This window comes from Streptococcus sp. XMC (assembly GCF_021341835.1).
Taxonomy (GTDB): domain Bacteria; phylum Bacillota; class Bacilli; order Lactobacillales; family Streptococcaceae; genus Streptococcus.
In genome coordinates, this window is record NZ_JAJTNQ010000001.1 from 652,235 (window position 1) to 677,300 (window position 25,066).

General features: G+C 34.3%; 26 protein-coding genes and 1 pseudogene. 25 read left to right on the forward strand and 2 right to left on the reverse strand.

Features of this window, described 5'->3' with window-relative positions; genetic code table 11:
• Window positions 1-153: 153 nt before the first annotated feature.
• Window positions 154-1,485 (reverse strand): relaxase/mobilization nuclease domain-containing protein, encoded by a 1,332-nt coding sequence (locus LXO72_RS02985; protein ID WP_001018653.1) that lies wholly within the window; start codon window positions 1,483-1,485, stop codon window positions 154-156.
• A 5-nt stretch (window positions 1,486-1,490) separates the two neighbouring features.
• Window positions 1,491-1,841 carry a plasmid mobilization protein gene (locus LXO72_RS02990; RefSeq protein WP_000013390.1) on the reverse strand — a complete coding sequence of 117 codons (351 nt, stop codon included), beginning with the start codon at window positions 1,839-1,841 and terminating at the stop codon, window positions 1,491-1,493.
• A 289-nt stretch (window positions 1,842-2,130) separates the two neighbouring features.
• On the opposite strand from LXO72_RS02990, the gene LXO72_RS02995 reads away from it, so the two are divergent.
• From LXO72_RS02995 to LXO72_RS10140, 25 genes and pseudogenes are all read left to right on the forward strand, one after another.
• Window positions 2,131-2,745 carry a TetR/AcrR family transcriptional regulator gene (locus LXO72_RS02995; RefSeq protein ID WP_000166902.1) on the forward strand — a complete coding sequence of 205 codons (615 nt, stop codon included), beginning with the start codon at window positions 2,131-2,133 and terminating at the stop codon, window positions 2,743-2,745.
• Window positions 2,746-2,851: 106 nt separating this feature from the next.
• Complete coding sequence (locus LXO72_RS03000) at window positions 2,852-4,621, forward strand: ABC transporter ATP-binding protein (RefSeq protein ID WP_000727577.1); 1,770 nt, start codon at window positions 2,852-2,854, stop codon at window positions 4,619-4,621.
• Window positions 4,618-6,342: an ABC transporter ATP-binding protein gene (locus LXO72_RS03005; RefSeq protein ID WP_000620708.1), complete on the forward strand. Its 1,725-nt coding sequence runs from the start codon at window positions 4,618-4,620 to the stop codon at window positions 6,340-6,342. The genes LXO72_RS03000 and LXO72_RS03005 overlap by 4 nt, the downstream gene beginning before the upstream one ends.
• Window positions 6,343-6,367: 25 nt before the next feature.
• Window positions 6,368-6,958 carry an MptD family putative ECF transporter S component gene (locus LXO72_RS03010; protein ID WP_014262669.1) on the forward strand — a complete coding sequence of 197 codons (591 nt, stop codon included), beginning with the start codon at window positions 6,368-6,370 and terminating at the stop codon, window positions 6,956-6,958.
• Entirely contained in the window at window positions 6,958-7,686 is a 729-nt protein-coding gene (locus LXO72_RS03015) for an energy-coupling factor transporter transmembrane component T (RefSeq protein ID WP_233331494.1), read from the forward strand. The genes LXO72_RS03010 and LXO72_RS03015 overlap by 1 nt, the downstream gene beginning before the upstream one ends.
• Window positions 7,683-8,681 carry an ABC transporter ATP-binding protein gene (locus tag LXO72_RS03020; protein ID WP_001860234.1) on the forward strand — a complete coding sequence of 333 codons (999 nt, stop codon included), beginning with the start codon at window positions 7,683-7,685 and terminating at the stop codon, window positions 8,679-8,681. Before LXO72_RS03015 ends, LXO72_RS03020 begins: the two co-directional genes overlap by 4 nt.
• Before the next feature lie 323 nt (window positions 8,682-9,004).
• On the forward strand, window positions 9,005-9,319 hold the full coding sequence (locus LXO72_RS03025; RefSeq protein ID WP_000420682.1) for a YdcP family protein: 315 nt from the start codon (window positions 9,005-9,007) through the stop codon (window positions 9,317-9,319).
• 15 nt (window positions 9,320-9,334) lie between these two features.
• Window positions 9,335-9,721 carry a YdcP family protein gene (locus LXO72_RS03030; protein WP_000985015.1) on the forward strand — a complete coding sequence of 129 codons (387 nt, stop codon included), beginning with the start codon at window positions 9,335-9,337 and terminating at the stop codon, window positions 9,719-9,721.
• 28 nt (window positions 9,722-9,749) lie between these two features.
• A complete protein-coding gene (locus tag LXO72_RS03035) occupies window positions 9,750-11,135 on the forward strand; it encodes an FtsK/SpoIIIE domain-containing protein (RefSeq protein WP_000813488.1) in 1,386 nt (461 codons plus the stop codon).
• 177 nt (window positions 11,136-11,312) lie between these two features.
• Window positions 11,313-12,515: pseudogene (gene mobT, locus LXO72_RS03045) on the forward strand (MobT family relaxase); the annotation flags it as partial.
• Window positions 12,498-12,731, forward strand: coding sequence for a peptide-binding protein (locus LXO72_RS03050; protein ID WP_148842514.1), 234 nt, complete (start codon window positions 12,498-12,500; stop codon window positions 12,729-12,731). The pseudogene mobT and the gene LXO72_RS03050, both read left to right, overlap by 18 nt.
• A 48-nt stretch (window positions 12,732-12,779) precedes the next feature.
• Window positions 12,780-12,863 (forward strand): 23S rRNA methyltransferase attenuation leader peptide, encoded by an 84-nt coding sequence (locus LXO72_RS03055; protein WP_001865637.1) that lies wholly within the window; start codon window positions 12,780-12,782, stop codon window positions 12,861-12,863.
• A 124-nt stretch (window positions 12,864-12,987) separates the two neighbouring features.
• The gene (gene erm(B), locus LXO72_RS03060; RefSeq protein ID WP_233331495.1) at window positions 12,988-13,725 is read left to right on the forward strand and encodes a 23S rRNA (adenine(2058)-N(6))-methyltransferase Erm(B); all 738 of its coding nucleotides are present in this window, start codon (window positions 12,988-12,990) and stop codon (window positions 13,723-13,725) included.
• 292 nt (window positions 13,726-14,017) lie between these two features.
• On the forward strand, window positions 14,018-14,392 hold the full coding sequence (locus tag LXO72_RS03065) for an ATP-binding cassette domain-containing protein (protein WP_001860239.1): 375 nt from the start codon (window positions 14,018-14,020) through the stop codon (window positions 14,390-14,392).
• 207 nt (window positions 14,393-14,599) lie between these two features.
• Window positions 14,600-15,010 (forward strand): sigma-70 family RNA polymerase sigma factor, encoded by a 411-nt coding sequence (locus tag LXO72_RS03070; protein WP_001123821.1) that lies wholly within the window; start codon window positions 14,600-14,602, stop codon window positions 15,008-15,010.
• Window positions 15,011-15,474: 464 nt separating this feature from the next.
• Window positions 15,475-15,705 (forward strand): DUF6870 family protein, encoded by a 231-nt coding sequence (locus LXO72_RS03075; protein WP_001860240.1) that lies wholly within the window; start codon window positions 15,475-15,477, stop codon window positions 15,703-15,705.
• Window positions 15,706-15,847: 142 nt separating this feature from the next.
• Complete coding sequence (locus LXO72_RS03080; protein WP_000042123.1) at window positions 15,848-17,518, forward strand: recombinase family protein; 1,671 nt, start codon at window positions 15,848-15,850, stop codon at window positions 17,516-17,518.
• Complete coding sequence (locus LXO72_RS03085; protein ID WP_000124510.1) at window positions 17,519-19,201, forward strand: recombinase family protein; 1,683 nt, start codon at window positions 17,519-17,521, stop codon at window positions 19,199-19,201.
• 1 nt (window position 19,202) lies between these two features.
• Window positions 19,203-20,747, forward strand: a complete 1,545-nt coding sequence (locus tag LXO72_RS03090) for a recombinase family protein (protein WP_001098743.1) — start codon at window positions 19,203-19,205, stop codon at window positions 20,745-20,747.
• On the forward strand, window positions 20,740-21,783 hold the full coding sequence (locus LXO72_RS03095) for an ORF6N domain-containing protein (RefSeq protein ID WP_014262664.1): 1,044 nt from the start codon (window positions 20,740-20,742) through the stop codon (window positions 21,781-21,783). Before LXO72_RS03090 ends, LXO72_RS03095 begins: the two co-directional genes overlap by 8 nt.
• 312 nt (window positions 21,784-22,095) lie before the next feature.
• The gene (locus tag LXO72_RS03100; RefSeq protein WP_233331496.1) at window positions 22,096-22,704 is read left to right on the forward strand and encodes a hypothetical protein; all 609 of its coding nucleotides are present in this window, start codon (window positions 22,096-22,098) and stop codon (window positions 22,702-22,704) included.
• Window positions 22,691-24,091 (forward strand): hypothetical protein, encoded by a 1,401-nt coding sequence (locus LXO72_RS03105; RefSeq protein ID WP_233331497.1) that lies wholly within the window; start codon window positions 22,691-22,693, stop codon window positions 24,089-24,091. The genes LXO72_RS03100 and LXO72_RS03105 overlap by 14 nt, the downstream gene beginning before the upstream one ends.
• Before the next feature lie 13 nt (window positions 24,092-24,104).
• On the forward strand, window positions 24,105-24,401 hold the full coding sequence (locus tag LXO72_RS03110) for a hypothetical protein (protein ID WP_223363996.1): 297 nt from the start codon (window positions 24,105-24,107) through the stop codon (window positions 24,399-24,401).
• Between the two features lie 8 nt (window positions 24,402-24,409).
• Window positions 24,410-24,736 (forward strand): hypothetical protein, encoded by a 327-nt coding sequence (locus LXO72_RS03115; protein ID WP_233331498.1) that lies wholly within the window; start codon window positions 24,410-24,412, stop codon window positions 24,734-24,736.
• A gap of 174 nt (window positions 24,737-24,910) precedes the next feature.
• Window positions 24,911-25,036, forward strand: a complete 126-nt coding sequence (locus LXO72_RS10140) for a hypothetical protein (protein WP_023023285.1) — start codon at window positions 24,911-24,913, stop codon at window positions 25,034-25,036.
• Window positions 25,037-25,066 lie beyond the last annotated feature (30 nt).

The following is a 25,066-nucleotide window of genomic DNA, read 5'->3' on the forward strand; positions in this document are numbered from 1 at the left end:
CTTGGTGCTATCAAAGAATATCAGGCAGAAGATAAGGAAAAGCCAAAAGTAAAGCAGGAATCGTCAAAAGAAACGGAAAGATAAGATGATGGTCGGTGTGGTCTTTAGGGCTGCACCGGCTCTTTTTTGTTGCTCAAAAAAAGGAGATAAAGATTATCTCTCCATCTCCTTACCCATATAAATTCCATAGTTCTTTCGTATCTGATAAAGCTCGTCCATAGTCAATTTTGAGGAAGAATACTCCTGCATAAGGGTATTCTTTTTTTCTTGCAATTTATCAAGCTCAGATAAAATATCCCTTGAATTTGGCAGCTTGGAATAAGACTTTTTAAGCTCGGAAAGAGCGTTTTCATAGAGGGTAATCTGAGCTTTGTATTCCTCGAAAAATGCCCTATCAGACGTATTCGCCTTATATTCCTTGTAATAGGCACGATATTTTTTGACAATATGAACTTGCTCCATCGTAGTGGATAACTGTTCCATTTTCTTATCAATCGCCTTGATTTTATCCTGTAAATTTTGTCTTTCATCAGCACTTTTCTTGATAAATTCGTCAAGCTGCTGAACAGATTTTATGCCGTGTTCTCTAAGGAAGATAACAGACTCAGCCATTGTATTAAGGTTATGTTTGGTTGCCCAAAATTCATAGCCTTTGCTTTCTTTTACTTTCATATTGGTGTTCATATCAATAACAATGCCGATGCGTTTTTTGACAGCAGGGGTTTTAATAGATGATCTTTCTGCAAGTCGTTCTTTTAATCTTTCTTCAGTGTAATCTTCTCCGATTGTTTTGGCTCTGGTAAATCTCGGCTTATCTTTTGGCTTAAAAGCAATATGTTTGCCATACTTAATTTCATATCCAAGCTCAGCCATTTTCCTTAGAAATTCATCCCAATCCTTAGACTGTTTTATCATTCTGTCAATATCAAATTGAAGTCTACTTTTCCAAGAAGTACCTTTCTTTGCCTGCTCATTTTCATACCAAGACTTTCCGCTCGTCTTGTATTTTTTCTTGTAGCTTTCGTAGTGTTCATCAATGACGGAAAGGTTGTTTTGTTTGCATAGCTTATCACTCTGATAACGAATTTTATGGTAGCATTTTTTGTTTGACTGATAGCACTTGCCACTAACCATATTCACATTATTGAAGATGATATGATTATGGATATGCCCTTTATCTATGTGCGTCGATAACACAAACTCATATTCATCTTTGAGGATCTTTTTACATAACTCAAGACCGATTTGATGTGCCATTTCAGGGCTTGTTTCTCCCGGTAAAAATGATTGAATCAGATGTCTTGCAAGGACAGTTCCCTTAGTTCCTGCCTCCCCTCTTGTCCTTAAAAACTGAGTATGAGCAGTTGACTGATGGCATTTATGCGTACTGACTAAAAGCTGTTCATCTGTTTTATCTCCATTAACAATATAGTCAATAGCAAGATGAAGGGTTGATTTTATAGGATGTATTTTTGTAATCGCCATAAATTTTAATCACCTCCGGAAGTCCTGTTTAGAAGCAAGGAATGAATTTGCCACAGTTCTTTTGAAAAATGTTCAATCTCTTGTTTCATATCGCCTATGTCCTCTTTGTAGATAACACCGGTCGAATTTACACGATTTGCAATCTGATTGATGTTGTTTGTTGCGTTGGAAAGTAAGCCTTGTAAATCCCTAAAAGGCTCTAAATCGACTTGATAAATTTCCTTTTCTAAAACGCATTTGCGGATAAAATGGCTCATATTTCTACACTTCGCAAGTTTTCTTTTCTCCTCAAAAAGAGTTTTTTCTTCCTTAGTCAACTTAATTTCAAGTCGTTCATTTCGTATCCTATTTGCCATAGATAGTTCCTCCTTTAGATGTATTTCGGGGTTTTAGGGTCTCCCTAACAAGCTAAAAATTGATAAAAAAAGAAGCAGATCCCGAAGGGCTGCTTCATCAATTTTTCCGTAAGTGTCCGTACACTTACTGTGCTTGCTACAAAAGAATACAAGCATTAAGCATATATTAAAATTATTAATAATTGTATCATACTTAAGTATAATTTTCTACTATACTCTTGACAAAATGGTTAGAAGGGACTAATATATAAGCATACAGAACGAGTGTCGGTCAATAGGTGGTGATGTTTTGACAAAGAGAAATGTAAAAGATCCAGAAGAAAGAAAACAGGAGCTTATAAATATAGCATCCAGACTTTTTGAAAAGTATGGGTATGAGAAAGTTTCTGTGCGAGATATTCTTGCAGAAGTTAATGGAGCGCCGGGAATGTTTTATTATTATTTCAAATCAAAAGAAGATATTTTCTTGGCGTGTATGGAAACATACTTTGATGAAAAATTAAAAAATAAGTTAGGTATCCTTCAAAACAAGGAAATAGATTACGAAGAAAGAATAAAGATTTTAAGAGAACTTATAGTAAAAGATATCGGTCAGTTTACGACAAGATATAATTTTTCAAAAGAGAATTCAATTACAGATAACTCTTACAGGTTATGGGAATTGATTCATTACATTGGAAAATTTATAGATGTCTATTCAGAATTTATAATTGAAGGAATTGAAAATAAAAAAATAGAAAATAATATGGGAATAAACAGAGAAAATGTGAGAAGTTTCGCAGCTTTTATTTTATACGGAGCTGTTGGCACAATATATAACGACTATATTATTAAGGGAGAAAACAAAACAAATTCAAGTGAAGCCTTTGGAATAATAAGTGAGCTATTTCAAAGACCTCATTAGAGAAAAATAAAATATAAGTATTTTACAAGGGAAACATCAATGGTGTTTTCCTTGTATTAGTTTTAAGACAAATGAACGAACTCGTTCGGAAGGAGGTATGTTTTAGATGAAAAAGAAGAAATCAATCAAAGATATTATTTCCTACAGTGAAATAAAAAAAGGACAACTTGTAGGAGGGATATTATTTGTTAGTCTTGGTATGCTATTAAGTATTTGTCCAATTTTGGTGATATACAAAGTCATAAAATCTCTATTTTTATATGGAAAATTAGAACAAAGTACAATACAGTTCTGCATCTATGGACTTGCAGCAGTGGTATTGTCATATTGCTTAACTTACATTGGCGGTATTTTATGCCATAAGTTTTCATATGTTTTAATAGCTAACTTAAAAAAGAAGATATTATTTCATATTGGGAATCTTCCTTTAGGTTTTTTTACCGGAGACAACAAGTCAAAAATAAGGCAAGTATTAGGATCGGACATGAATCAAATTGAGGGATATTTTTCTCATCAATTACCAAATTTAATTTCAACTTTAGCACTAATTTTAGCAATGATAATTGTTATGTTGAAGATAAATTTAATATTAGGTCTTACGACTTTGTTAATTATATTTGTTGGTTTAGGAATTCAGATTGCAATCATGGCAAAGATTATAAAGTCGGGTGGACTTGAGAAGAACTTTGCGATTTTGGATCAAATTAATTCAGCAACTACTGAATACGTTAAAGGTATGCCGGAAGTGAAAATATTTGGAACAGGAGCAAAATCATTTAAAACTTTTTCAAAGTCAGTAGGAGAATATAGAGATTTTACAAGTTCGATGACATCAATGATAAGACCAGGATTTGTCTCATTTAGAATGTTTATTTTATCTGTTGCTACATTCATAGTTCCTGTAGGAATACTTTTAATGTCACGAAATAATAACTTGGATTTTGCTACAGTTTTTATTTTCTATTTGATTCTTGCACCTGCAATTAGCGTACCTGCATTAAAGCTTAGAGATTTTGCAGAAGGAATGAATTTACTAAATGAAGTTGTTTTGAGAGTCTATGAAATTATAGATCAAAAAGAATTGGCAATTGAAAATACTGAGGAAGGGATAAAAGGTCATGATCTTGAATTTAATAATGTGAGCTTTTCTTATGGAAATGAAGAGGTTTTAAAGAATATAAGCTTCTGTGCTAAACAAGGAGAAGTTACAGCATTAGTTGGTTATTCGGGAGCAGGTAAATCTACCATTGGAACGCTAATACCAAGATTTTACGATCCTTCAGAAGGTTCTATTAAAATTGGTGGAGTTAATATAAAAAGTATTCCGATAAACACCTTAATGGACAAGATAGCATTTGTTTTTCAAGACAGTGATCTTATCACAGATACAGTCTTCAATAATGTTGCTATGGCAAAGACAGGTTCTACAAAAGAAGATGTCATAAAAGCATGTAAAAAAGCAAGGTGTCATGATTTTATTGAAAAACTTCCTAATGGATACAATACTGTTTTGGGTAAAGGAACTTACTTATCTGGGGGAGAGAAACAACGTATTGCAGTAGCAAGAGCAATTTTGAAGGATGCACCAATATTAGTGTTAGACGAGGCAACAAGTTTTGCAGACTCTGAAAATGAATATCTTATGCAGGAAGCTTTATCTGAATTGGTCAAGGATAAGACTGTTATTATGATTGCTCATAGGTTAAATACCATAGAATATGCAAATCAAATCTTAGTAATATCTGATGGAAAAATTGCAGAAAGAGGTAAGCATGAAGATTTAATCCTTGCAAATGGAATATATAAGAGACTCTTTGATATTTATAAGAAGACAAATATTTGGCAAATGGATATAGAAGGGAGTGAGAATGAATGATAAGAAATATTACTTTAGGAAAGATGAATAATATAAGAAAATCAATTATTTTAAACGTTTTGGCATCTATTTCCAACCTTATACCATTTATTGCTTTGGCGAAAATTGTAGAAACACTATTTTTAAATAGAGGTGCAGATAGTATAGATACGAGCCTTTTATGGAAGTATTTTGGGATAATGGCAATATTTTTCTTAATAACATTCTTATTGGAAAATTTAGCCACAAAATATACCTATGAACTTGGATACAAGACAAGTGCAGATGGAAGAATAGAGCTTGCAGACCACATAAGAAAACTGCCGATAGGTTATATTTCAGGGAAAAGTTCAGCAGAGATCTTAGATACATTAATGAATGATTTTTTCAAAGTTGAAACGGCAGTAACGCATCAATTACCTCAATTTTTTAGTGGTATATGTGTAGCGGTTCTTTGCTCGATATTATTTTTGATAATCAATGTAAAAATGGGAATAGCAACACTTATTGGACTACCTATTTCTGTTCTACTTCTTACACTCATGCAAAACTTTCAGAAAAAAATTTATTTAAAAACAAAGAAAATGAGGATAAAAGAGGAAGAAGATATAAATGAATATTTGGATGCCATTAAGACTCTAAAAGCTTATAACAGCTTAGATGACACATTAACAAAACTTGAAGAAGATATAGACAACTCAAGAAATGCAAATATTAAGAGTGAGAAAGGAGTTGGTTCATTAACTACTATAGCAAGTATGATTTTAAGAATAGGACTTCCTTTGATGAGTTTAGCTGGTTCCTATTTATTTATAAATGGATCTTTGGAAATTGATACATTTTTAATGTTCTTATTTGTAGGCACAAGGATTTTTGATCCCTTGGAGCTTGCACTTGTAAATTATACAGGTTTACAAATGGCATCCGTTTCAGGAGAGAGAATCATTAACTTACTTAAGGCTAAACCTATGTCAGGAAATTGTGCTGTAAACGAAAGCAACAAAATTGAAATATCTGATGTTTCATTTTCTTACAAGGAGTCTAAGGTTATCAATAATGTTTCATTAGACATTAATGAGAACGAATTAACTGCTTTTGTTGGTTACTCTGGCTCTGGAAAATCTACACTAATTAAATTAATTTCCAGATTTTATGATCCTAATGAAGGGACAATTAAAATTGGTGGAGTAGATTTGCTAACAGCCGACCCTGATAAATTAATGGATAAATTTTCTGTCGTTTTTCAAGATGTGTATCTTTTTAAAGACACAATTTATAACAACATAAAATTTGGAAATGAAGATGCAAGTAAAGATGAAATCATGAATGCTGCAAAAATGGCAGGAGCTTATGACTTTATAGTCAAAAAAGATGATGGATTTGACACTATGATTGGACAAGGAGGAGCGACTCTGTCTGGAGGTGAGAAACAAAGAATATCAATAGCGAGAGCAATATTAAAAAATGCACCAATAATACTACTTGATGAAGCAACATCTTCACTTGATCCTGAAAATGAACTTATTATACAAGAAGCAATATCAAATTTAATAAAAAATAAAACAGTTGTGGTTGTAGCCCATAAATTAAGAAACGTAATGGGAGCTGATAAAATTGTTGTTTTAAACAAAGGGAAGGTAGAAGAAGTTGGGAAGCATGAAGAACTTATTAAAAATGAAGGACTATATAAAGACTTATGGAATTATCAAGAAAAGTCTAAAGAATGGAAGATTGTACAGTAACAATCAATTTTAAAGGAGGAAATTTATGAAAACACAAAAGAAATCATCAAAAAATGCAGTTACAGCTGGTGTTTTAATTGCACTTTACTTTGTAACATATTTAGTAATTGGGGCAATATCTATGCCTGTCCCTGTTTTATTTTTACTAATGCCTATGCTTGTAGCACTACTTGCTGCACCAACCTATCATATGCTTCTTGCAAAAACAAAGTCAGCCACCGCTATTGTAATCGCAGCTATCTTACCAAGTATTTTATTAGTTGTAACTGGTCATATTCCAATTGCACCATTAGTGGCAGTGCCTGCCGGAATAATTGCTATGTTAATAGCAAGAGGTGGAAATTATACAGACTTTAAGAAAAATACAATTAGTCATATGTTTTTTTCTCTAAACTTATTTGGAGGATTCTTACCAATTTGGCTTATGAGAGAAGCATTTTTTGAAAGTGTTATAAAAGGTGGCTTAGATCAAAACTTTTGTAATACAGTAAGAGCATGGACACCAATATGGATGCTACCAGTTATGATTATTGGAACATTTATATTCTCTTTGATTGGTTCTTATTTTACAAAGAAAATACTAAATAAAAAGCTGGAATCAGCAGGAGTTTTATAATGGAAAATTCAAAGTTTGTTCTGGGGTCAAAATATGACCTCAGAACAAAACTTATCTTGCTTATAGGTGCGAATATTTTAATTTTTTTAGGGTTTGATTGGATCTATCAAAGTCTTATTACATTATTTTTTCTTGTCATCATTATTAGCGATGGTTATAAAAAATCCGCTATAAAGTATATTTTATTTTTTGTAATAAGTGTAGTATTGGAAAAATCTTTAGCCTATTTTAATATGAATTTTCTTTCGAATTTAATTTTATTTATCTTAGCAATTGGAAGAAAATTTCTGCCATCTATTATCGTGGGCAAATGGATTTTAAATTCCACATCTGTTTCCAGTGCAGTGGCAACTTTACAAAAATTAAAACTTTCAAAAGACTCGCTCATAATGATTTCTGTAATATTTAGATGTTTGCCTACTATTAAAGACGAATGGAGTCATATAAATATGGCGATGAAAACTCGAGGAATTAATTTTAACTTAATAAATTTAATAAGGAAACCAACATTAATAATGGAATATTTTTTTGTGCCCTTATTCGTAAGTGTGATAGAAATTGGGGATGAGCTCTCTCAATCAGCCATTATAAGGGGACTTGATGCTCCTGTTAACAAAACAAGTAGATATCTTATTAAATTTAGGAGAAAGGATATTTGTGTTTTACTTTCTATGATTTTAATTATATTAATCGTTGTATTTATGAAAATCTCGGGGTGGGACTTATGATTGAAATTAGAGAATTAAGCTTTAAATACAAGGGAGGAGCTAATTACTCATTAAAAGACATTAATTTGATTGTAAAAAAAGGAGAATGCATTCTTCTATGTGGTAGGAGTGGTTGTGGAAAGTCTACTCTATTAAAGCTTATGAATGGTATAATACCTGAGTTTTATGATGGAGACATTTCTGGCAGTGTTATGGTCAATGGTATGAATACATTTACCACCCCAATTTATAAATTATCTAAGAATGTAGGCTCGGTTTTTCAAAATCCCAAAACACAATTTTATACAACAAATACAACAGATGAAATTGCTTTTGGTTTAGAAAATTACGGCATAGAAAGAGAAGTAATTAACAAAAGGATTGAAGAAGTTGAAAAAGAGCTTCATCTTGAAAACTTGATGAATAAAAATATATTCAATCTTTCTGGAGGAGAAAAGCAGAAGATTGCTATAGCAAGCATTTACGCATTAAACCCTGAGATATTTATTCTTGATGAACCATCTTCAAGCTTAGACATAAAGTCAATGAAAGAACTATCGCTTACAATAAAAAAGCTTAAATCTTTAGGAAAAACTATTATTATTGCAGAACACAGGTTGTGGTATTTAAAAGACATTGCTGATAGAGCAATATACTTAGAGGATGGAAAAATCATCAGAGAATATAGTATGGACGAAATTGAAAATCTAAGTGAAGATGAACGAACGAGAACAGGACTTAGACATTCTGATTATAAAGCTATTGAAAGATTTGATGATTTTGAAACTTCAAATAAAGGGACTTTATTAGAGTTAAAAAATCTGATATTCAAAAGAAATACCAAAATAATTTTGTCCATTGAGGATCTTAAATTTTGCTATGGGAATATTATTGGGATTGTTGGAGAAAATGGAATTGGGAAGTCTACATTAGCAAAAATCATATGTGGCTTATACAAAGAAAATAAAGGTAAAATTTTAAAAGATGATGAGAATTTACAACTAAAAACAGTATAAAAATCTAATTATCCGCATAAAAACTGGACTTATCACACTTTATCAAGGTCAAAACCACTCAATTTACTACTAATTTACTACTTATGAATGAGCTTTGATACGACGATTTATCCTTGAAAAGTGAAGATATAAAGATACTTCCAATAAAATTTGAATATTTAATAGGTAGACACTTCAAAAAATGAGGTGTCTATTTTTTTACCCGATTTTGAAAGGAAGTGAACTTATGAAAACAAAAAATCAAGAATCAAAAGGTCGTTCCCCACTCTTTAAGACCATCAAACATTCATTCAGCCAATAAAAAAGAAAGGATAGGTAAAAATATGGAACTTAAATTTGTGATTCCCAACATGGAAAAAACATTCGGCAATTTAGAATTTGCTGGCGAGGATAAAGTCGTTCAGCGAAGAATCAACGGACGGCTAACTGTCTTATCAAGAAGCTATAATCTCTATTCTGATGTTCAAAGAGCAGATGATATTGTGGTGGTGCTTCCTGCTGAAGCTGGCGAAAAACATTTCGGCTTTGAGGAACGTGTGAAGTTAGTCAATCCACGTATTACCGCAGAGGGCTACAAAATCGGCACTCGTGGTTTTACAAATTACCTTTTACATGCTGACGACATGATAAAAGAATAAAGAAAGAGAGGAAAAATGATGAGATTAGCAAATGGCATTGTATTAGATAAAGACACGACTTTTGGAGAATTGAAATTCTCTGCTCTACGTCGTGAAGTGAGAATCCAAAATGAAGACGGGTCGGTTTCAGATGAAATCAAGGAACGTACCTATGACTTAAAATCCAAAGGACAAGGACGCATGATTCAAGTAAGTATTCCTGCCAGCGTGCCTTTGAAAGAGTTTGATTATAACGCACGGGTGGAACTTATCAATCCCATTGCGGACACCGTTGCTACTGCCACCTATCAAGGAGCAGATGTTGACTGGTATATCAAGGCAGACGATATTGTGCTGACAAAGGATTCTAGTTCATTCAAAGCTCAACCACAAGCAAAGAAAGAACCGACACAAGACAAATAGTCGCTAGGTAGAAAGGAGACTTTTTCGCATGAAACAGCGTGGTAAAAGGATTCGCCCATCTGGTAAAGATTTAGTCTTTCATTTTACGATAGCGTCACTCCTGCCTGTTTTCCTGCTGGTTGTCGGACTGTTTCATGTGAAGACAATCCAGCAGATCAACTGGCAGGATTTTAACCTATCACAAGCAGATAAGATTGACATTCCCTATTTAATTATCAGTTTCAGTGTCGCAATTCTTATCTGCTTGCTGGTAGCGTTTGTATTCAAACGGGTTCGCTATGATACGGTTAAACAACTTTACCACCGTCAAAAACTGGCAAAGATGATACTTGAAAACAAGTGGTATGAATCTGAACAGGTCAAAACAGAGGGTTTCTTTAAAGATAGTGCTGGTCGTACAAAGGAAAAGATAACCTACTTCCCTAAAATGTATTATCGACTTAAAAATGGCTTGATACAGATACGGGTGGAAATCACGCTGGGAAAATATCAAGACCAACTCTTACACTTGGAAAAGAAATTAGAGAGTGGCTTGTACTGTGAGCTGACGGATAAAGAGTTAAAGGATTCCTATGTGGAATATACTTTGCTCTATGACACCATAGCCAGTCGTATTTCTATTGATGAAGTAGAAGCTAAAGATGGTAAACTTCGCTTAATGAAAAACGTATGGTGGGAATATGATAAGCTCCCTCATATGTTGATTGCTGGTGGTACAGGTGGCGGTAAAACTTACTTTATACTGACACTGATTGAAGCCTTGCTTCATACAGATTCAAAACTGTATATTCTTGACCCGAAAAATGCTGACCTTGCGGACTTAGGTTCTGTGATGGCAAATGTCTACTATAGAAAAGAAGACTTGCTTTCTTGCATTGAAACATTCTATGAAGAAATGATGAAACGTAGTGAGGAAATGAAGCAGATGAAGAACTATAAGACTGGCAAAAATTATGCTTACTTAGGTCTCCCGGCACACTTCTTAATCTTTGATGAATACGTCGCTTTCATGGAAATGCTGGGAACAAAAGAAAACACCGCAGTTATGAATAAGCTGAAACAGATTGTCATGTTAGGTCGTCAAGCTGGCTTCTTTCTAATACTGGCTTGTCAACGTCCAGACGCAAAATATTTAGGCGACGGAATCCGTGATCAGTTTAATTTCAGAGTGGCTTTAGGTCGTATGTCTGAAATGGGCTATGGCATGATGTTTGGCAGTGACGTACAAAAGGATTTCTTCTTAAAGCGAATCAAAGGTCGTGGCTATGTTGATGTAGGAACAAGTGTCATATCAGAGTTTTATACTCCCCTTGTACCAAAAGGATATGATTTCTTGGAGGAAATTAAAAAGTTATCCAACAGCAGACAGTCCACGCAGGCGACGTGCGAAGCGGAAGTCGCAGGTGTGGACTGATCTTGCTGGCTGGTGTGGCAATAGCCACGCCAGCACTTAACCCCCCGTATCTAACAGGGGGGTACAAATCGACAGGAAACAGTCAAAAAAACATTAGAAAATCCTTTGGTTACAAGGGATTTACAAAATTTCAGCGTATGTCAAATGGGCTTTAAAAGTTGACATACGCCTTTTTGATTGGAGGGATTTTTACTGAATGAACAAACTTGGTTACAGCATTTAAAAGAAAAACGCTTGGCTTATGGACTATCTCAAAACCGTTTAGCTGTTGCGACTGGTATTACAAGGCAGTATCTAAGCGATATTGAAACAGGAAAAGTCAAGCCATCAGAGGATTTACAGCAGTCCCTTTGGGAAGCTCTGGAACGCTTCAATCCCGACGCTCCCCTTGAAATGCTGTTTGATTATGTAAGAATTCGCTTTCCGACAACAGACGTACAGCAGGTGGTCGAAAACATCTTACAACTGAAACTGTCCTATTTTCTTCATGAGGACTATGGTTTCTATTCTTATTCAGAGCATTATGCTTTAGGCGACATATTCGTCCTTTGCTCCCATGAACTGGACAAAGGAGTTCTGGTGGAATTGAAAGGTCGTGGGTGCAGACAATTTGAAAGCTATCTTCTGGCACAACAAAGAAGCTGGTATGAGTTCTTTATGGACGTTTTGGTGGCTGGCGGTGTGATGAAACGCCTTGACCTTGCCATTAACGATAAGACAGGGATTTTAAATATCCCTGTACTCACTGAAAAGTGCCAACAGGAAGAATGTATCTCCGTCTTCCGCAGTTTTAAAAGCTATCGCAGTGGCGAACTGGTACGCAAAGAGGAAAAGGAATGTATGGGAAACACCCTCTATATCGGTTCATTACAAAGTGAAGTTTATTTCTGTATCTATGAAAAGGACTACGAGCAGTACAAGAAAAATGATATTCCCATTGAAGACGCAGAAGTAAAAAACCGTTTTGAGATTCGATTGAAAAATGAGCGTGCCTATTATGCAGTCCGTGATTTACTCGTCTATGACAATCCAGAGCATACCGCCTTTAAAATTATCAATCGGTATATCCGTTTTGTAGATAAAGACGATTCCAAACCTCGTTCTGATTGGAAACTGAATGAAGAATGGGCTTGGTTTATTGGGAACAATCGTGAACGATTAAAACTAACCACAAAACCAGAGCCTTACTCCTTCCAAAGGACGCTGAACTGGCTATCTCATCAAGTTGCCCCGACCTTAAAGGTTGCGATTAAACTTGATGAAATCAACCAGACGCAGGTTGTAAAAGACATTCTCGACCATGCGAAACTGACAGACCGACACAAGCAGATTTTGAAGCAACAGTCAGTAAAAGAACAGGACGTGATAACAACAAAAAAAGGATATCTGTCAACCATACCAGTTGACAGATATCCAAAAAAAGATATAATGGGAGATAAGACGGTTCGTGTTCGTGCTGACTTGCACCATATCATAAAAATCGAAACAGCAAAGAATGGCGGAAACGTAAAAGAAGTTATGGAAATAAGACTTAGAAGCAAACTTAAGAGTGTGTTGATAGTGCATTATCTTAAAATTTTGTATAATAGGAATTGAAGTTAAATTAGATGCTAAAAATTTGTAATTAAGAAGGAGGGATTCGTCATGTTGGTATTCCAAATGCGTAATGTAGATAAAACATCTACTGTTTTGAAACAGACTAAAAACAGTGATTACACAGATAAATAAATACGTTAGATTAATTCCTACCAGTGACTAATCTTATGACTTTTTAAACAGATAACTAAAATTACAAACAAATCGTTTAACTTCTGTATTTGTTTATAGATGTAATCACTTCAGGAGAGATTACATGAACAAAAATATAAAATATTCTCAAAACTTTTTAACGAGTGAAAAAGTACTCAACCAAATAATAAAACAATTGAATTTAAAAGAAACCGATACCGTTTACGAAATTGGAACAGGTAAAGGGCATTTAACGACGAAACTGGCTAAAATAAGTAAACAGGTAACGTCTATTGAATTAGACAGTCATCTATTCAACTTATCGTCAGAAAAATTAAAACTGAATACTCGTGTCACTTTAATTCACCAAGATATTCTACAGTTTCAATTCCCTAACAAACAGAGGTATAAAATTGTTGGGAATATTCCTTACCATTTAAGCACACAAATTATTAAAAAAGTGGTTTTTGAAAGCCGTGCGTCTGACATCTATCTGATTGTTGAAGAAGGATTCTACAAGCGTACCTTGGATATTCACCGAACACTAGGGTTGCTCTTGCACACTCAAGTCTCGATTCAGCAATTGCTTAAGCTGCCAGCGGAATGCTTTCATTCTAAACCAAAAGTAAACAGTGTCTTAATAAAACTTACCCGCCATACCACAGATGTTCCAGATAAATATTGGAAGCTATATACGTACTTTGTTTCAAAATGGGTCAATCGAGAATATCGTCAACTGTTTACTAAAAATCAGTTTCATCAAGCAATGAAACACGCCAAAGTAAACAATTTAAGTACCATTACTTATGAGCAAGTATTGTCTATTTTTAATAGTTATCTATTATTTAACGGGAGGAAATAATTCTATGAGTCGCTTTTTTAAATTTGGAAAGTTACACGTTACTAAAGGGAATGGAGATAAATTATTAGATATACTACTGACAGCTTCCAAGAAGCTAAAGAGGTCCCTAGCGCCTACGGGGAATTTGTATCGATAAGGGGTACAAATTCCCACTAAGCGCTCGGGACCCCTTGTAGGAAAATGTCCTAAGTGGGATATCTGTCAACTGGTATGGTTGATTAAAAATACTTCCTACGAAAATGTAGGGGGTATTTTTTTACGAAAAAGTAGGCTAAATGAGAGCCTGCTTATTATGCAGGAAGTGAACTATCAGTTATTCACAGACAGCGTTAAAGATGAAATAGTATTAACATCAAATATTAAAGATGATTATGTTTTAGATACTTGGCTAAAAGATATGGAGTTGAAAAATATCAGTGATAGGAATCCTCACACCTTGTCAGGAGGACAAAAACAGAGAGTAATTATCTTATCCGCTTTACTATCCGACAAGAAAATTCTATTTTTCGATGAACCAACCAGTGGATTGGACTATAGAAATATGAAAATAGTAGCTAAAAACATAAAGAAAGTAAAGGAAGAAGATAAGTTGATTTTAATAATATCCCATGATGTTGAGTTTTTAGAGTCAGTTTGTGATAAAGTGATTGATTTCACGTATTTATGAAAATGCATATATTAGTAAATTACAAGAGGGACATATGATAAAAACGCAAGAAAAACGAGAAGTTATGAATAGTATTTTTTATAATATTCCATAAAATAAATTTTATAATAGATTTTTTTCATTTTAGAGGACTTTTTATGCCTATGTGCAGAAGTCCTCCTTTTTTTGTCTAAAAACGCAGACAAAAAAAGAAATGGAGGAAATTAAATGCCAAAAGAATATTACCTTTATGTCAACGGACAAAGGGTTAAAGTCAGCGAGCAGATATATAAAGTCTACTGGCGAGAAAAAGAACACGAAAAGTATTTAGAGCAGGTGGACAAGAAAAACCACTTGCTCTTTTTTTCATCGTTGGATCATGATGGACATTATGTAGATAATATTGTCGATGAAAGTGTTGATGTAGAAAAGATTGTTGAAACACAGATGATGATTGAAGCAGTCAGAAATGCTATATCAAGACTCAATGCAGAAGAAAGAGATATTATTGAACGCTTGTATTTCAATGATGAAACGGTTCGTTCAGTGGCAAAGCTTAAAAGTATTACACATCCAGCCTTAATCAAAAGAAGAAACAAAATTCTTGAAAAGCTGAAAAAATTCATCGAAGAACTTTAAAACTTCGGTAACCAAAGGGGTCAAATTTTCCTTATGTAAAGTGAAGGGGAGTTTGACCTCCTTTACTTTCTTCGGTAAGAGATACGCCTGCTTATGGCAAATAGGAAAATGTAGAGAAAACAATCCCTTTCAAATATTGTTCTTTGACAACTGAATAGACCAAGGTAGGACTTTATCTGCTTGTGGAGAATTATGACTTACGCCAAGACCTTTCTGCTGAGAGATTTCAGTTTTATGAATACTGGTTAAACCAAGGAAATAAGAAAGTGAGCGACAAATAAGATTACATAAAAAACAGATGTGGCAGTCTGTTCGTTGATACAGGCGGTGATAATGATACTTCAACAGTTTATGCCGGCTCGTCTTGAATAAGGGGCGGAGGTGAGATTCCTATGTTGTCAGCCAAGACACCTACCAATGTCATAAAACTTAAAAAAGAAAACAACAGGGAAAGGAGTTTTCTAATGAATGTAGAAGAATTAGCAAGATATAAAAACATGTCAGCGGAAGAGATAGACAGGAAAATTGTCCCTGATATCGAAGATATAAAAGATAAGAAAAATGCAGAGCCGCTTTCCATGTACTTTATGAAAGTCGGAAATGTCATTGTTAAATGTAGCTATGCAGAGAATGGAAGAAGTTTGGAGGATTGTTTTCTGTCATATCTAAAAAAGAAAGCAATGCTGCTTGATTAAAAATATGATAAAAGGGGCAGACTTTTTTACAAATCTATGGTATAATACTAACCAAATAGGGATACAACTTCATAAGAGCTGAAAGACTCCAAGTTATCATATTTCTCCTTAAAAAAGAATATGAAAGTTTGGAGGTTTTGTTATGTCTAAAAATAATTTAGATACAGATGTTCTCAAAGTTGCCATGTATCTCAGATTATCACAAGATGATGAAAAATATGATAAAGGCTTTAAGGTGGAAAGCAACAGCATTTCCAACCAAAGACTTCAGATTAATGACTTCATTGATAAAAATGAGGATATGGAGCTGATAGAAGAATATGTCGATGACGGATATTCAGGTATAAACTTTGAAAGACCGGCATTTAAGAAAATGATGGAAGATGTCATCACAGGGAGAATTAACTGCATTGTTGTAAAAGACTTATCCAGATTTGGCAGAGATTATATTGATAGCGGAAGATACCTGCAAAGAGTATTTCCCTCTCTTGATATAAGATTTATTGCCCTAAATGATAATTATGACAGCTATACAGCCAGTGAAACGGAAAAGAACTTGGTCATTCCGTTTAAAAGCTTCATCAATGACAATTATTGTAGGGATACTTCCGCAAAGGTCAGAAGTGTCTGCAAGGTAAAGAGAAAACAGGGACAGTTTATATCAAACTATGCTCCTTACGGCTATGAAAAAGATAAGGAAGATAAGCACAAAATAGTAATTGATAAAGAAGCGGAATATGTGGTGCGTAAAATCTTTTCAATGAAGCTTGAGGGGTACAGCTCCTACTCTATTGCCAAACACTTAAACGATAATGGAATCCCATCACCGATGGAGCATAAAAAGGCAAAGGGAATAAGGTATAAGACAGGCTTCAGCACAAAGGCGGTTGCCAAATGGGATACGCCGGCAGTTAATCGTATTTTAACCAATGAAATCTATATCGGAACACTGCAACAGGGAAAACGGGAAAAGATAAACTATAAGCTGGATAAGGTGGTTTCCAAGGATAGAAGCGATTGGATTGAAATCGAGGACAATCATGAAGCTATTATTGATATTTATGACTTTGAAATTGCCCAAAAACTTTTGAAATGTGATATAAAGGCAAAAAATGTCGGAGAGAAGGCGGATTTGTTTTCAGGTCTTTTATTTTGCAAGGACTGTAATGCTCAGATGACAAAGAAAGTCGATAAGAGAGGGAAAACTCCCACTATTTACTATATCTGCTCCCAGTACAACAAAGGAAAAGAGTGCAGCAGGCATTCAATCAAACAGGAAGAATTAAAGCTAAGCGTACTTGAGATGATTTGCCATTATATCAACTCTCTTGGGAAGTATGAAAGCATTTCAGAAGAGATAAGAGAAATGGAAGTATCTTATGAGCTTTTTCAGAAAATAGATAAAAGACAGGAGTATACCAAGAAAAGCAAGGCAAAGTTTGAACTTTTAAAATCGGCTCTGTATCAGGACTTAAAAGAAGGAATCATTTCTGAAGAAGAATTTTACGGTATGAGAGAGTTTTATACAAACCGTATCGTAGAAAGCGAACTGATTTTAGAAAAGCAGAATAAAGAAATTTCAAGACTCTATCAAAAGAGTTTGGGAAACAAAAACTTCCTGTCAGATATTAAAAAGTACAGGAATATAAGCACCTTAGAAAGAGGGCTTCTTGTAAGACTTGTCGATAAAATCTATGTTTTGGAAGAAAAAAGGATAGAAATCCATTTTAACTATGATGAAACTACAGATATACTGGATAAGTTAAGCGACTACACAAAGCAATCCTCCGAGCTGATGAAGGAGGTGGTGTAGATGGCAAGGACAGCGAACAGGCGGGCAAAAGCGGAAGAAGCTCTGTTAAGCAAAGAAAGCGGAAACAGTTTTCAAACAGCGATTTACACAAGAATATCAAGAGATAAAAAAGAAAAGCCGAGTGATTCCATTGAAAATCAAATTGCTCTTTGTGAAAGTTATATAAAGAAAAATGATGGTCATAATTTGGTTGGAATATATAAAGACATCGCAAAGACAGGGACAGAATTTGAAAGACCTGACTTTGAAAAACTTGTGGGAGAAGTAAGGACGGGAAAAGTCAACTGCATTATTGTAAAAGACCTATCCCGCTTTGGAAGGAATTATACGGAGCTTGGAAACTTCATTGAAAAGATATTTCCGTTTCTTGGAGTAAGATTTATTGCGGTTAATGACAATCTGGATACCTTTCACATGGAAGATCCCAATAAATCTCTTGAGGTAATCTTGAAGAATATTGTAAATGAAACTTATGCAAAAGACATTTCAAAGAAAGTATCAAGCTCTCATCAGATGAGGATCAAACAAGGCGGATTCATCTGTGGTGCGGCTCCTTATGGCTATACAGCAAGAAAAGATGAAGATGGAGTAAGACGGTTATATGTTGATGAAAATACAGCTTCCATCGTAAAAGAAATTTTTGATGCGTATTTGAAGGGATTTAGTACACTTGATATTTCAAAGTTACTGTTTGAAAAGAAAGTATATATAGCAACTGATTATAGGAAGTTTGGAAAAGCTAAAGCTGATGAAAATGAGCTTATAAGAGCTTGGATTCCGACAACAATATTACAAGTGCTTAAAAATCGTGTATATACAGGAACACTCATTCAAGGCAGAAATCAAAAGCATTTATTTGAAGGGAAAAAGAGAGAAAGGCTTGACGAAGAACATTGGACAATAACAGAAGATGCCCATGAAGCAATTATCTCGCTTGATACATTTGAAAAGGTACAGGAGAAAATTTCCTCAAAATCTAATTCCATTAAAAATAGCAGAAAAGAAAATAAGAATGCTAAGGATGATACAGTATTTAGAGGAAAACTATATTGTGGAATTTGTAAGAGAAAAATGAGCGTACACATGCAAAAAAGCGGTAATAAAACTGTATTTTATTTTAGCTGTAATCGGTTCAGAGAATTTACAACAGAAAAATGCGGAACATCTATTACAGAGGCTACTCTTGAAAAAACTGTTAAAGCAGCCTTTGAAGCTATTCTTTTAAGTAACAGTAAAAGTTATAAGGCTTATCTGAATGCTTATGACAATCTTAAAATAGAGATGGATAAGAAAAAGGAAAAAGAAATAACTGAAATTGAAAGAAAAATTTTAGGCTTTAGCAGACTTCAAAGTGAGTATTATGAAAAATATGTTTTGGGCAAGTGGAGTAAAGAAGATTTTGAAAGGGAAAAAGGACTTCTGGGTAAAAAGAAAGCAGAACTCGAAATCCTAAAAGAAAGACAAGTTGCTATCTTTGAAAAAGAAGTATTTGAACTTGAAGAAAGGCATAAGTACCTTACAGCACTTTTTAAAGGTAAAACAAAGAAATGGGATAAAGACTTTGTAGATAGCATCATTGATAAGATCTTTATAGGGAAAGATAACACAATAGAAATCAAATTTAATTTTGAAGAAACTCCTGTGATTACTGAAAAACTCGGTAGAAAGACAAGGAGGAGCTGATATGAATACAGTAGATTTTTATTTAAGACTTTCCTTAGAAGATGACGATTTAAAAGACGAAAGTAACAGCATTACTTCCCAAAGAGAAATCTTAAAGAACTATATCAGTTCAAGAGAAGAATTTACTGGAGTGAAGATAAGAGAACATATTGATGATGGCTATACCGGAACAAATTTTAATCGTCCTGCATTTCAAAAGATGATAGGTCTTATGAAGAAAAATGAGATAAGAACTATTCTTGTAAAGGATTTATCACGATTTGCAAGAGATTATATTGAATCCGGAGCATATATTGAGCAGATATTCCCTTTTATGCAGGTTCGTTTCATCTCTGTGAATGACAATTATGACAGTAATAACAATGAGAATGGAATCAGCAGTTTAGAAATTCCTTTTAAGAATCTTGTCTACGACTACTATTCCAAGGACATTTCACAAAAAATCAGTTCATCAGTAAGAGTAAGACAGGATAGAGGGTATTATTTCGGTTCAAAAGCACCGTATGGGTATGTAAAAGATGAAAAAGACCATCATCAGCTACTTGTCGATGATAGAGTGAGAAACATCATTGAAGAAGTCTTTGAAAGATACCTGAGTGGAGAAAGTATGCTTTCCATTTCTAAAGATTTTAATCATAGAGGTGTTCTGACGCCGGCAAAACATATAGGGCTTAAAAGAGGAAGTGGAGTATGGACAGGACAGATTATTAGATATGTTTTAACACAAAGAGTTTATACAGGAGCTGTTGTTGGTGGAAAGACAAGGGTACAGGAAGTTGGTTCTGATAATAGAAAATGGGTTGATAGCAAAGACTGGATAATTAGAGAAGATATGCACGAAGCTATTATCTCTAAAGAAGATTTTGGTAAGGTTCAGGATATGCTAAACAGCAATGCAAAACTAATCAGTAGAGAGCGGAAGCATTTTCATATTCTTCAAGACAAAGTCTATTGTGGTAAGTGCTATCATAAAATGACTTATACAGTTAATTATGGAAAAACAGATGGATATTGCTGTCCCTATCGGTACAAAGCAAAAGACTGTGGCTGCATGAAAGGGAAGATAAAAGCAGAAACACTGGAAGATATTGTTTCAGAAGAGATTAAACTTTATACAGAGAGCTTTCTTGAAAAAGAACAGACAAGAAAGATTGAGCATAAAGTTATGGAAAGCATTTGTGAAAGCCTGCTTTACAGGAAGAAAAGACTGGAAGCGGAAAAGCAAAAGATTCAGGTTTCCAAAATGCAGCTTTATGAAAGGCATAAACAGGACGAAATAGATAAGGAAGCATATTTATCAAAGAAAGAAGATTTAAGCAAAAAACTTAAAAATACAGAACAGGAAATAGCCATCATTACGGACAAGATAAAAGAAAATACATCTTCAGGACATAACCTTAATGTTGATAAGCTAAGAGAAGCGGTTACAAAAGGAGAGCTTGTTTTAGACTGGATCAACGAAGTCATAGACAGGATTTATGTTTATGGTAAAGACAAGGTGGAGATTATTTGGAAATTTGAGAAAGGGAATGGAAAAGATGGATAAAAAAGACGAAATTATGCTTGTAAGTCATGAATCCCTTGTAAAAAAGATTTATATTATTAGGGGACAAAAGGTTATGCTTGACTTTGAATTAGCCGAAATCTATGGATATGAAACAAAGCGATTTAATGAGCAGGTTAAAAGAAATATTGAGAAATTTGATGAAGACTTTATGTTTCAATTAACGGATGAGGAAGTATCTGAACTTTCAAGGTCGCAAAATGCGACCTTGAACAAGAGTGCAGGAAGAGGTAGTAATATTAAGTACAATCCTCATGCTTTTACCGAGCAGGGAATCTATATGCTGATGACAGTTCTCAAAGGAGAGCTTGCAGTCAAGCAGAGTAAAGCCTTGATTCGCACTTTCAAGCAAATGAAAGACTACATCGTAGAAAATCAAGGGTTGATTGGGAAAAGAGAGTTTTTGCAGCTTTCGATGCAGATTACAAGTAATGTCGTGGAAATGCAGGATTTAAGACGAGATTTAAGAGATGTGGAAGATCAGGTAGCAGAAGTGGTGGATACCTTAAATAATGTGGTGCATAAATCGGAGCTGTCGGAGCTGATTCTTGACCTTAGCAATCCACAGCTCAAATATGGATTTTTACTCTTGAACGGACAGCCGATCGAAGCAAATCTTGCTTATAAAGACATTTATAGCATAGCGAAAAAGAGTATCTATATCGTCGATAACTATATCGGAGTGAAAACTTTGGTCTTGCTAAAAGATGTTCCTTCATCGGTAGAAGTCATTATATTCAGCGATAACATCGGCAAAGGACTTCATACCCTTGAATATCAGGATTTCTGCCAAGAATACCCATTTAGAAAGATAACATTCCAAAAATCCAGTGGAGAGTTTCATGACAGATACATCATTATCGACTGGAATACCGAACATCAACGAATCTATCATTGTGGAGCGTCTTCCAAAGATGCAGGGCAAAGAATCACAAGCATAACGGAAGTGGTCGATCAGATGATTTATACCGACCTCATCAATAATCTCTTGAAAAATCCGGTGTTGCAGTTAAAATAGAAGTGGAAAATGGATTGGAAATTTGAAAAAAATATGTATCCAATACTTGACACAAGGGTGGAAATGGAATTAAGACTCCATATTTTTAGAGAACAATATACCTAAGCTTAGCTAACGATATTATAATTAAATGTACAGTAGATAATACTTTATAAGTGAAAAGATAAACGTAATTCTTTATAATTTTTGTTAAAGATTTAAATTATAATAATAGACTTTTGTAAATTACTTTTAAATTAGGAATTATGTTATAATTATTAAAACGATCGATTACAAAAAATGGTGGATAATCAATTAAATCGGAGGCAACTAATGAAGAATAAATTTTCTATATCATTTATAATAATAATAATTCTTATATTCGGAGGAACATTTATGTATAACAAAATTACAAAACCAAACTTTAGTCCTAAAACAACCAAGCTCTATCAGCATGGATTTCGTTTACTAGAAGAACAAATCGGAACCTACATCAAAGAACACTATACTGGGATTGAGAAGATTGAATTTTCACCCATTTATGTAACTGGAGATGACGGTTCTTCTATGTTGAATGCGGAAGTTGTTCCAATAGTTTATGATTCTCACGGAAATAAAGCGGTATTTGGAGGATCATATAAAAATTTTCAACATCCTGCTTATGGAATTATAGGGTCATTACGTTTAGATTTTGACTATGATTCGAAAGAATCTATTGAATTAAAAACAGACTCAGGAGAATTTGTAAGTGTTGTTTTTGGTAAACCACTCCCTCGTCAAGCTCTTCGTACATTTATAGATTCAATAGATGAAAATTTTCAAACTTTGATCGAAGAAGAAAAAATAAAAGATGTAACACAATCTAGTGCTGGAAGCCCACATGCAGAAATTTTATACAATACGGAATTAAAGAAAGGAAGTCTGTTAGATGGCCTTGAGTGATAAAGAAATTCAAGACTTACAGGGATTAACGAAAAGCCATGTAAGGTTAGCTGAAGGGAAAGTATTCAAGATTGATGATACGGGTAAATACTATAAAATTGTTCACCGCGTTGATAATACCACTCAAGCCATGGCAGTAGTACCAGTTGATGATTTGGCTGGAAACAATCCAAATTACAAGGAAACAACCATTGTTGTTGCAGGGACTCAACCTATTTTTGGTAGTATTAGTGGTTTTTTCACGCCTTATTTTTGGAAGAAAAAATGGGATAGGGTTACCTCTTCTTTTAATGCATTTGATGCAAGCGGTTATTTTGGAATATTAGAGGGACATATTACAGCTCAAACTAGTGATGTTGATAAGTTTTATCTAGAAACCATGGAGAAGATTAAATCCCAAGATGAAAATTCTTTTGTTGCTAATATGTCAGGGCACAGCCAATCAGGTCCTTCTACAGCTAAGACAGCAGCCAAATACGGATTACTAGATGGAAAACAAATTAAAGTTGTTAATTTTATGGATTTCGCTGCCAAAAAAGCTGTTGAAACAGGAGGGTTTACTGAAGAAGAATTAGCTTATTTAAAAAAAAATTCGACTATCTACAGAGATAGTCGAAGAGACGTTGTTAAGCTCGATGGTAATGGTGGTGCTGTTCCCTATGGAAAAACGTTGATGTTTGAAGTTGTTGATGACGAAGATGGACATTCACCTAAGACTCCACATTTGAAGGGAAATGCTTTAGATATCGATTATTATTATAAAAAAAATCTTTTCGCCTCCGGCATGACTGAAAAGCAGGTCCGAAAGATAGCAGAATATAAAGCAAAGAATTTTAAACCAAATTTAGCTCTTTCCAATTATGGGTTAGAAGATAATTTTGATAGGCCGGAACATTATATTAAAGAGTATTTAGATAATTACGGTCCTTTCGCTCCGGAGCCAACTAAACAAGATTTGATTTCTTTAAATATCAAACAAATCAAAGAATTAAAGAATTCCTTGAAGACTAGTTCCGGTAGTAAAAAAATTAGTTTGAGAGAAGAGTTGGTCCGAGTAAGTGCGGAAACCGCGAAACTTCAGGCTGAAGTTTACGAGGAAGAAATTAAATCAAAAATTGAGTCTGAAAAGGAAAAGGTTTCTCAAAAAATCTCATCCCTTAAATCTGAAGCATATAGTATTGCTCGTCACTTACCATCTAGTGAAGTAGAGGTTTTATTATCTGAATTAACTTTGGATACTGCATGGAACAGTGCCAAAGAGACAAAAACTATCACTGCAGCAAGCGACTATAAGAATACAATGTCTCAAATTTCCGATAATCTGAATAAGGTTGCTGATAGAATTATTGAAAGTGATCAAATAGGTGCCAAGATTTTTAGCAATTAAAAGGAGTTAACGAATGATTGAACCGAATACTGAAGATCGATTAGAAGCGGAGCGCATAAAAACTGAATACATGAAAGTTCAAGAACGATTGGCAATCCAGGCCCTAGTTTCAGCAACAAAAGGTGTCTTAATGGTCGAAGGGGCTATTTTACAAACTTGGCTGGCTAATCAGGCGTTTAAAATGCAGAATTTTGCCACTTCTCAAGTGCCTGCTTCCCTAGAAGGAGGATTAACTGGGGGTGCTGCTGATGCCATCAAAAAGATTTTAACAGAAGTACCTAAACCCGATCTTTCCAGTCCAATCCTTTAGGAGAATTCATGAATATCAATGATAAAATTAGTAAAGTTGAGAGTGATCATCAAGCTTTTAGAAGGAAAGTGGCGGATTATGAATTGGATTATCAAGATATGAAGCGAGAAGCAAAAAGACTATCTGAATCTATGACCGATCTTATCATCTCCTTTTGTCATCACCATAATCAAGAACTTCCAATACATGAATTGCGGCAATTAGAAGAAAATAGAGATAACTTTGAAAAGAGTATTTCTAGGTTTGAAACTAGATTAAGCCAAACATATCAAGAGGAAAATAAACTTTACAACAAAAGTATGGAATCTCTTGAGAATATGAAAAAGAAGCTATAACAATGATCACGGTTTATAACACTCCATAACAAAGCCTATTTGTTTAGCCTGTCTGAAAATTTTTGTAAATTACAAGTTGAAAACAAATCAAAATTTGTTAGCGTTTTCCTTGAATCTAAAATAGGCCAGGAGTATAATAGAGGGTGGAAAAAGTACATTAAAAAGGAGTGTGTCATGATGATCATTAGTGTGATTTTTGCTGTAGCTTACTTTTTGCTGGTTGCCCTTGTTGCGGCTCTCGTTTTCCGAGCGATAGGAAAGATTTTTGAGCTCTTTGATGGCTACCTGATGTACCATTAAGAGATAGACAAGCCCACTCACTATGAGTGG

What these genes read in the sequence shown, in the direction of transcription:
- LXO72_RS03025 (WP_000420682.1), top strand. Translation starts at nt 9,005, where the DNA reads ATGGAACTTAAATTTGTGATTCCCAACATGGAAAAAACATTCGGCAAT.
- LXO72_RS03080 (WP_000042123.1), top strand. Translation starts at nt 15,848, where the DNA reads ATGTCTAAAAATAATTTAGATACAGATGTTCTCAAAGTTGCCATGTAT.
- LXO72_RS03110 (WP_223363996.1), top strand. Translation starts at nt 24,105, where the DNA reads ATGATTGAACCGAATACTGAAGATCGATTAGAAGCGGAGCGCATAAAA.
- LXO72_RS03085 (WP_000124510.1), top strand. Translation starts at nt 17,519, where the DNA reads ATGGCAAGGACAGCGAACAGGCGGGCAAAAGCGGAAGAAGCTCTGTTA.
- LXO72_RS03100 (WP_233331496.1), top strand. Translation starts at nt 22,096, where the DNA reads ATGAAGAATAAATTTTCTATATCATTTATAATAATAATAATTCTTATA.
- LXO72_RS03030 (WP_000985015.1), top strand. Translation starts at nt 9,335, where the DNA reads ATGATGAGATTAGCAAATGGCATTGTATTAGATAAAGACACGACTTTT.
- LXO72_RS03095 (WP_014262664.1), top strand. Translation starts at nt 20,740, where the DNA reads ATGGATAAAAAAGACGAAATTATGCTTGTAAGTCATGAATCCCTTGTA.
- LXO72_RS03105 (WP_233331497.1), top strand. Translation starts at nt 22,691, where the DNA reads ATGGCCTTGAGTGATAAAGAAATTCAAGACTTACAGGGATTAACGAAA.
- LXO72_RS03010 (WP_014262669.1), top strand. Translation starts at nt 6,368, where the DNA reads ATGAAAACACAAAAGAAATCATCAAAAAATGCAGTTACAGCTGGTGTT.
- LXO72_RS02990 (WP_000013390.1), bottom strand. Translation starts at nt 1,841, where the DNA reads ATGGCAAATAGGATACGAAATGAACGACTTGAAATTAAGTTGACTAAG.
- LXO72_RS03005 (WP_000620708.1), top strand. Translation starts at nt 4,618, where the DNA reads ATGATAAGAAATATTACTTTAGGAAAGATGAATAATATAAGAAAATCA.
- LXO72_RS03075 (WP_001860240.1), top strand. Translation starts at nt 15,475, where the DNA reads ATGAATGTAGAAGAATTAGCAAGATATAAAAACATGTCAGCGGAAGAG.
- LXO72_RS03015 (WP_233331494.1), top strand. Translation starts at nt 6,958, where the DNA reads ATGGAAAATTCAAAGTTTGTTCTGGGGTCAAAATATGACCTCAGAACA.
- LXO72_RS02985 (WP_001018653.1), bottom strand. Translation starts at nt 1,485, where the DNA reads ATGGCGATTACAAAAATACATCCTATAAAATCAACCCTTCATCTTGCT.
- LXO72_RS03070 (WP_001123821.1), top strand. Translation starts at nt 14,600, where the DNA reads ATGCCAAAAGAATATTACCTTTATGTCAACGGACAAAGGGTTAAAGTC.
- LXO72_RS03020 (WP_001860234.1), top strand. Translation starts at nt 7,683, where the DNA reads ATGATTGAAATTAGAGAATTAAGCTTTAAATACAAGGGAGGAGCTAAT.
- LXO72_RS03115 (WP_233331498.1), top strand. Translation starts at nt 24,410, where the DNA reads ATGAATATCAATGATAAAATTAGTAAAGTTGAGAGTGATCATCAAGCT.
- LXO72_RS03035 (WP_000813488.1), top strand. Translation starts at nt 9,750, where the DNA reads ATGAAACAGCGTGGTAAAAGGATTCGCCCATCTGGTAAAGATTTAGTC.
- LXO72_RS03090 (WP_001098743.1), top strand. Translation starts at nt 19,203, where the DNA reads ATGAATACAGTAGATTTTTATTTAAGACTTTCCTTAGAAGATGACGAT.
- LXO72_RS03055 (WP_001865637.1), top strand. Translation starts at nt 12,780, where the DNA reads ATGTTGGTATTCCAAATGCGTAATGTAGATAAAACATCTACTGTTTTG.
- LXO72_RS10140 (WP_023023285.1), top strand. Translation starts at nt 24,911, where the DNA reads ATGATGATCATTAGTGTGATTTTTGCTGTAGCTTACTTTTTGCTGGTT.
- LXO72_RS03065 (WP_001860239.1), top strand. Translation starts at nt 14,018, where the DNA reads ATGCAGGAAGTGAACTATCAGTTATTCACAGACAGCGTTAAAGATGAA.
- LXO72_RS03000 (WP_000727577.1), top strand. Translation starts at nt 2,852, where the DNA reads ATGAAAAAGAAGAAATCAATCAAAGATATTATTTCCTACAGTGAAATA.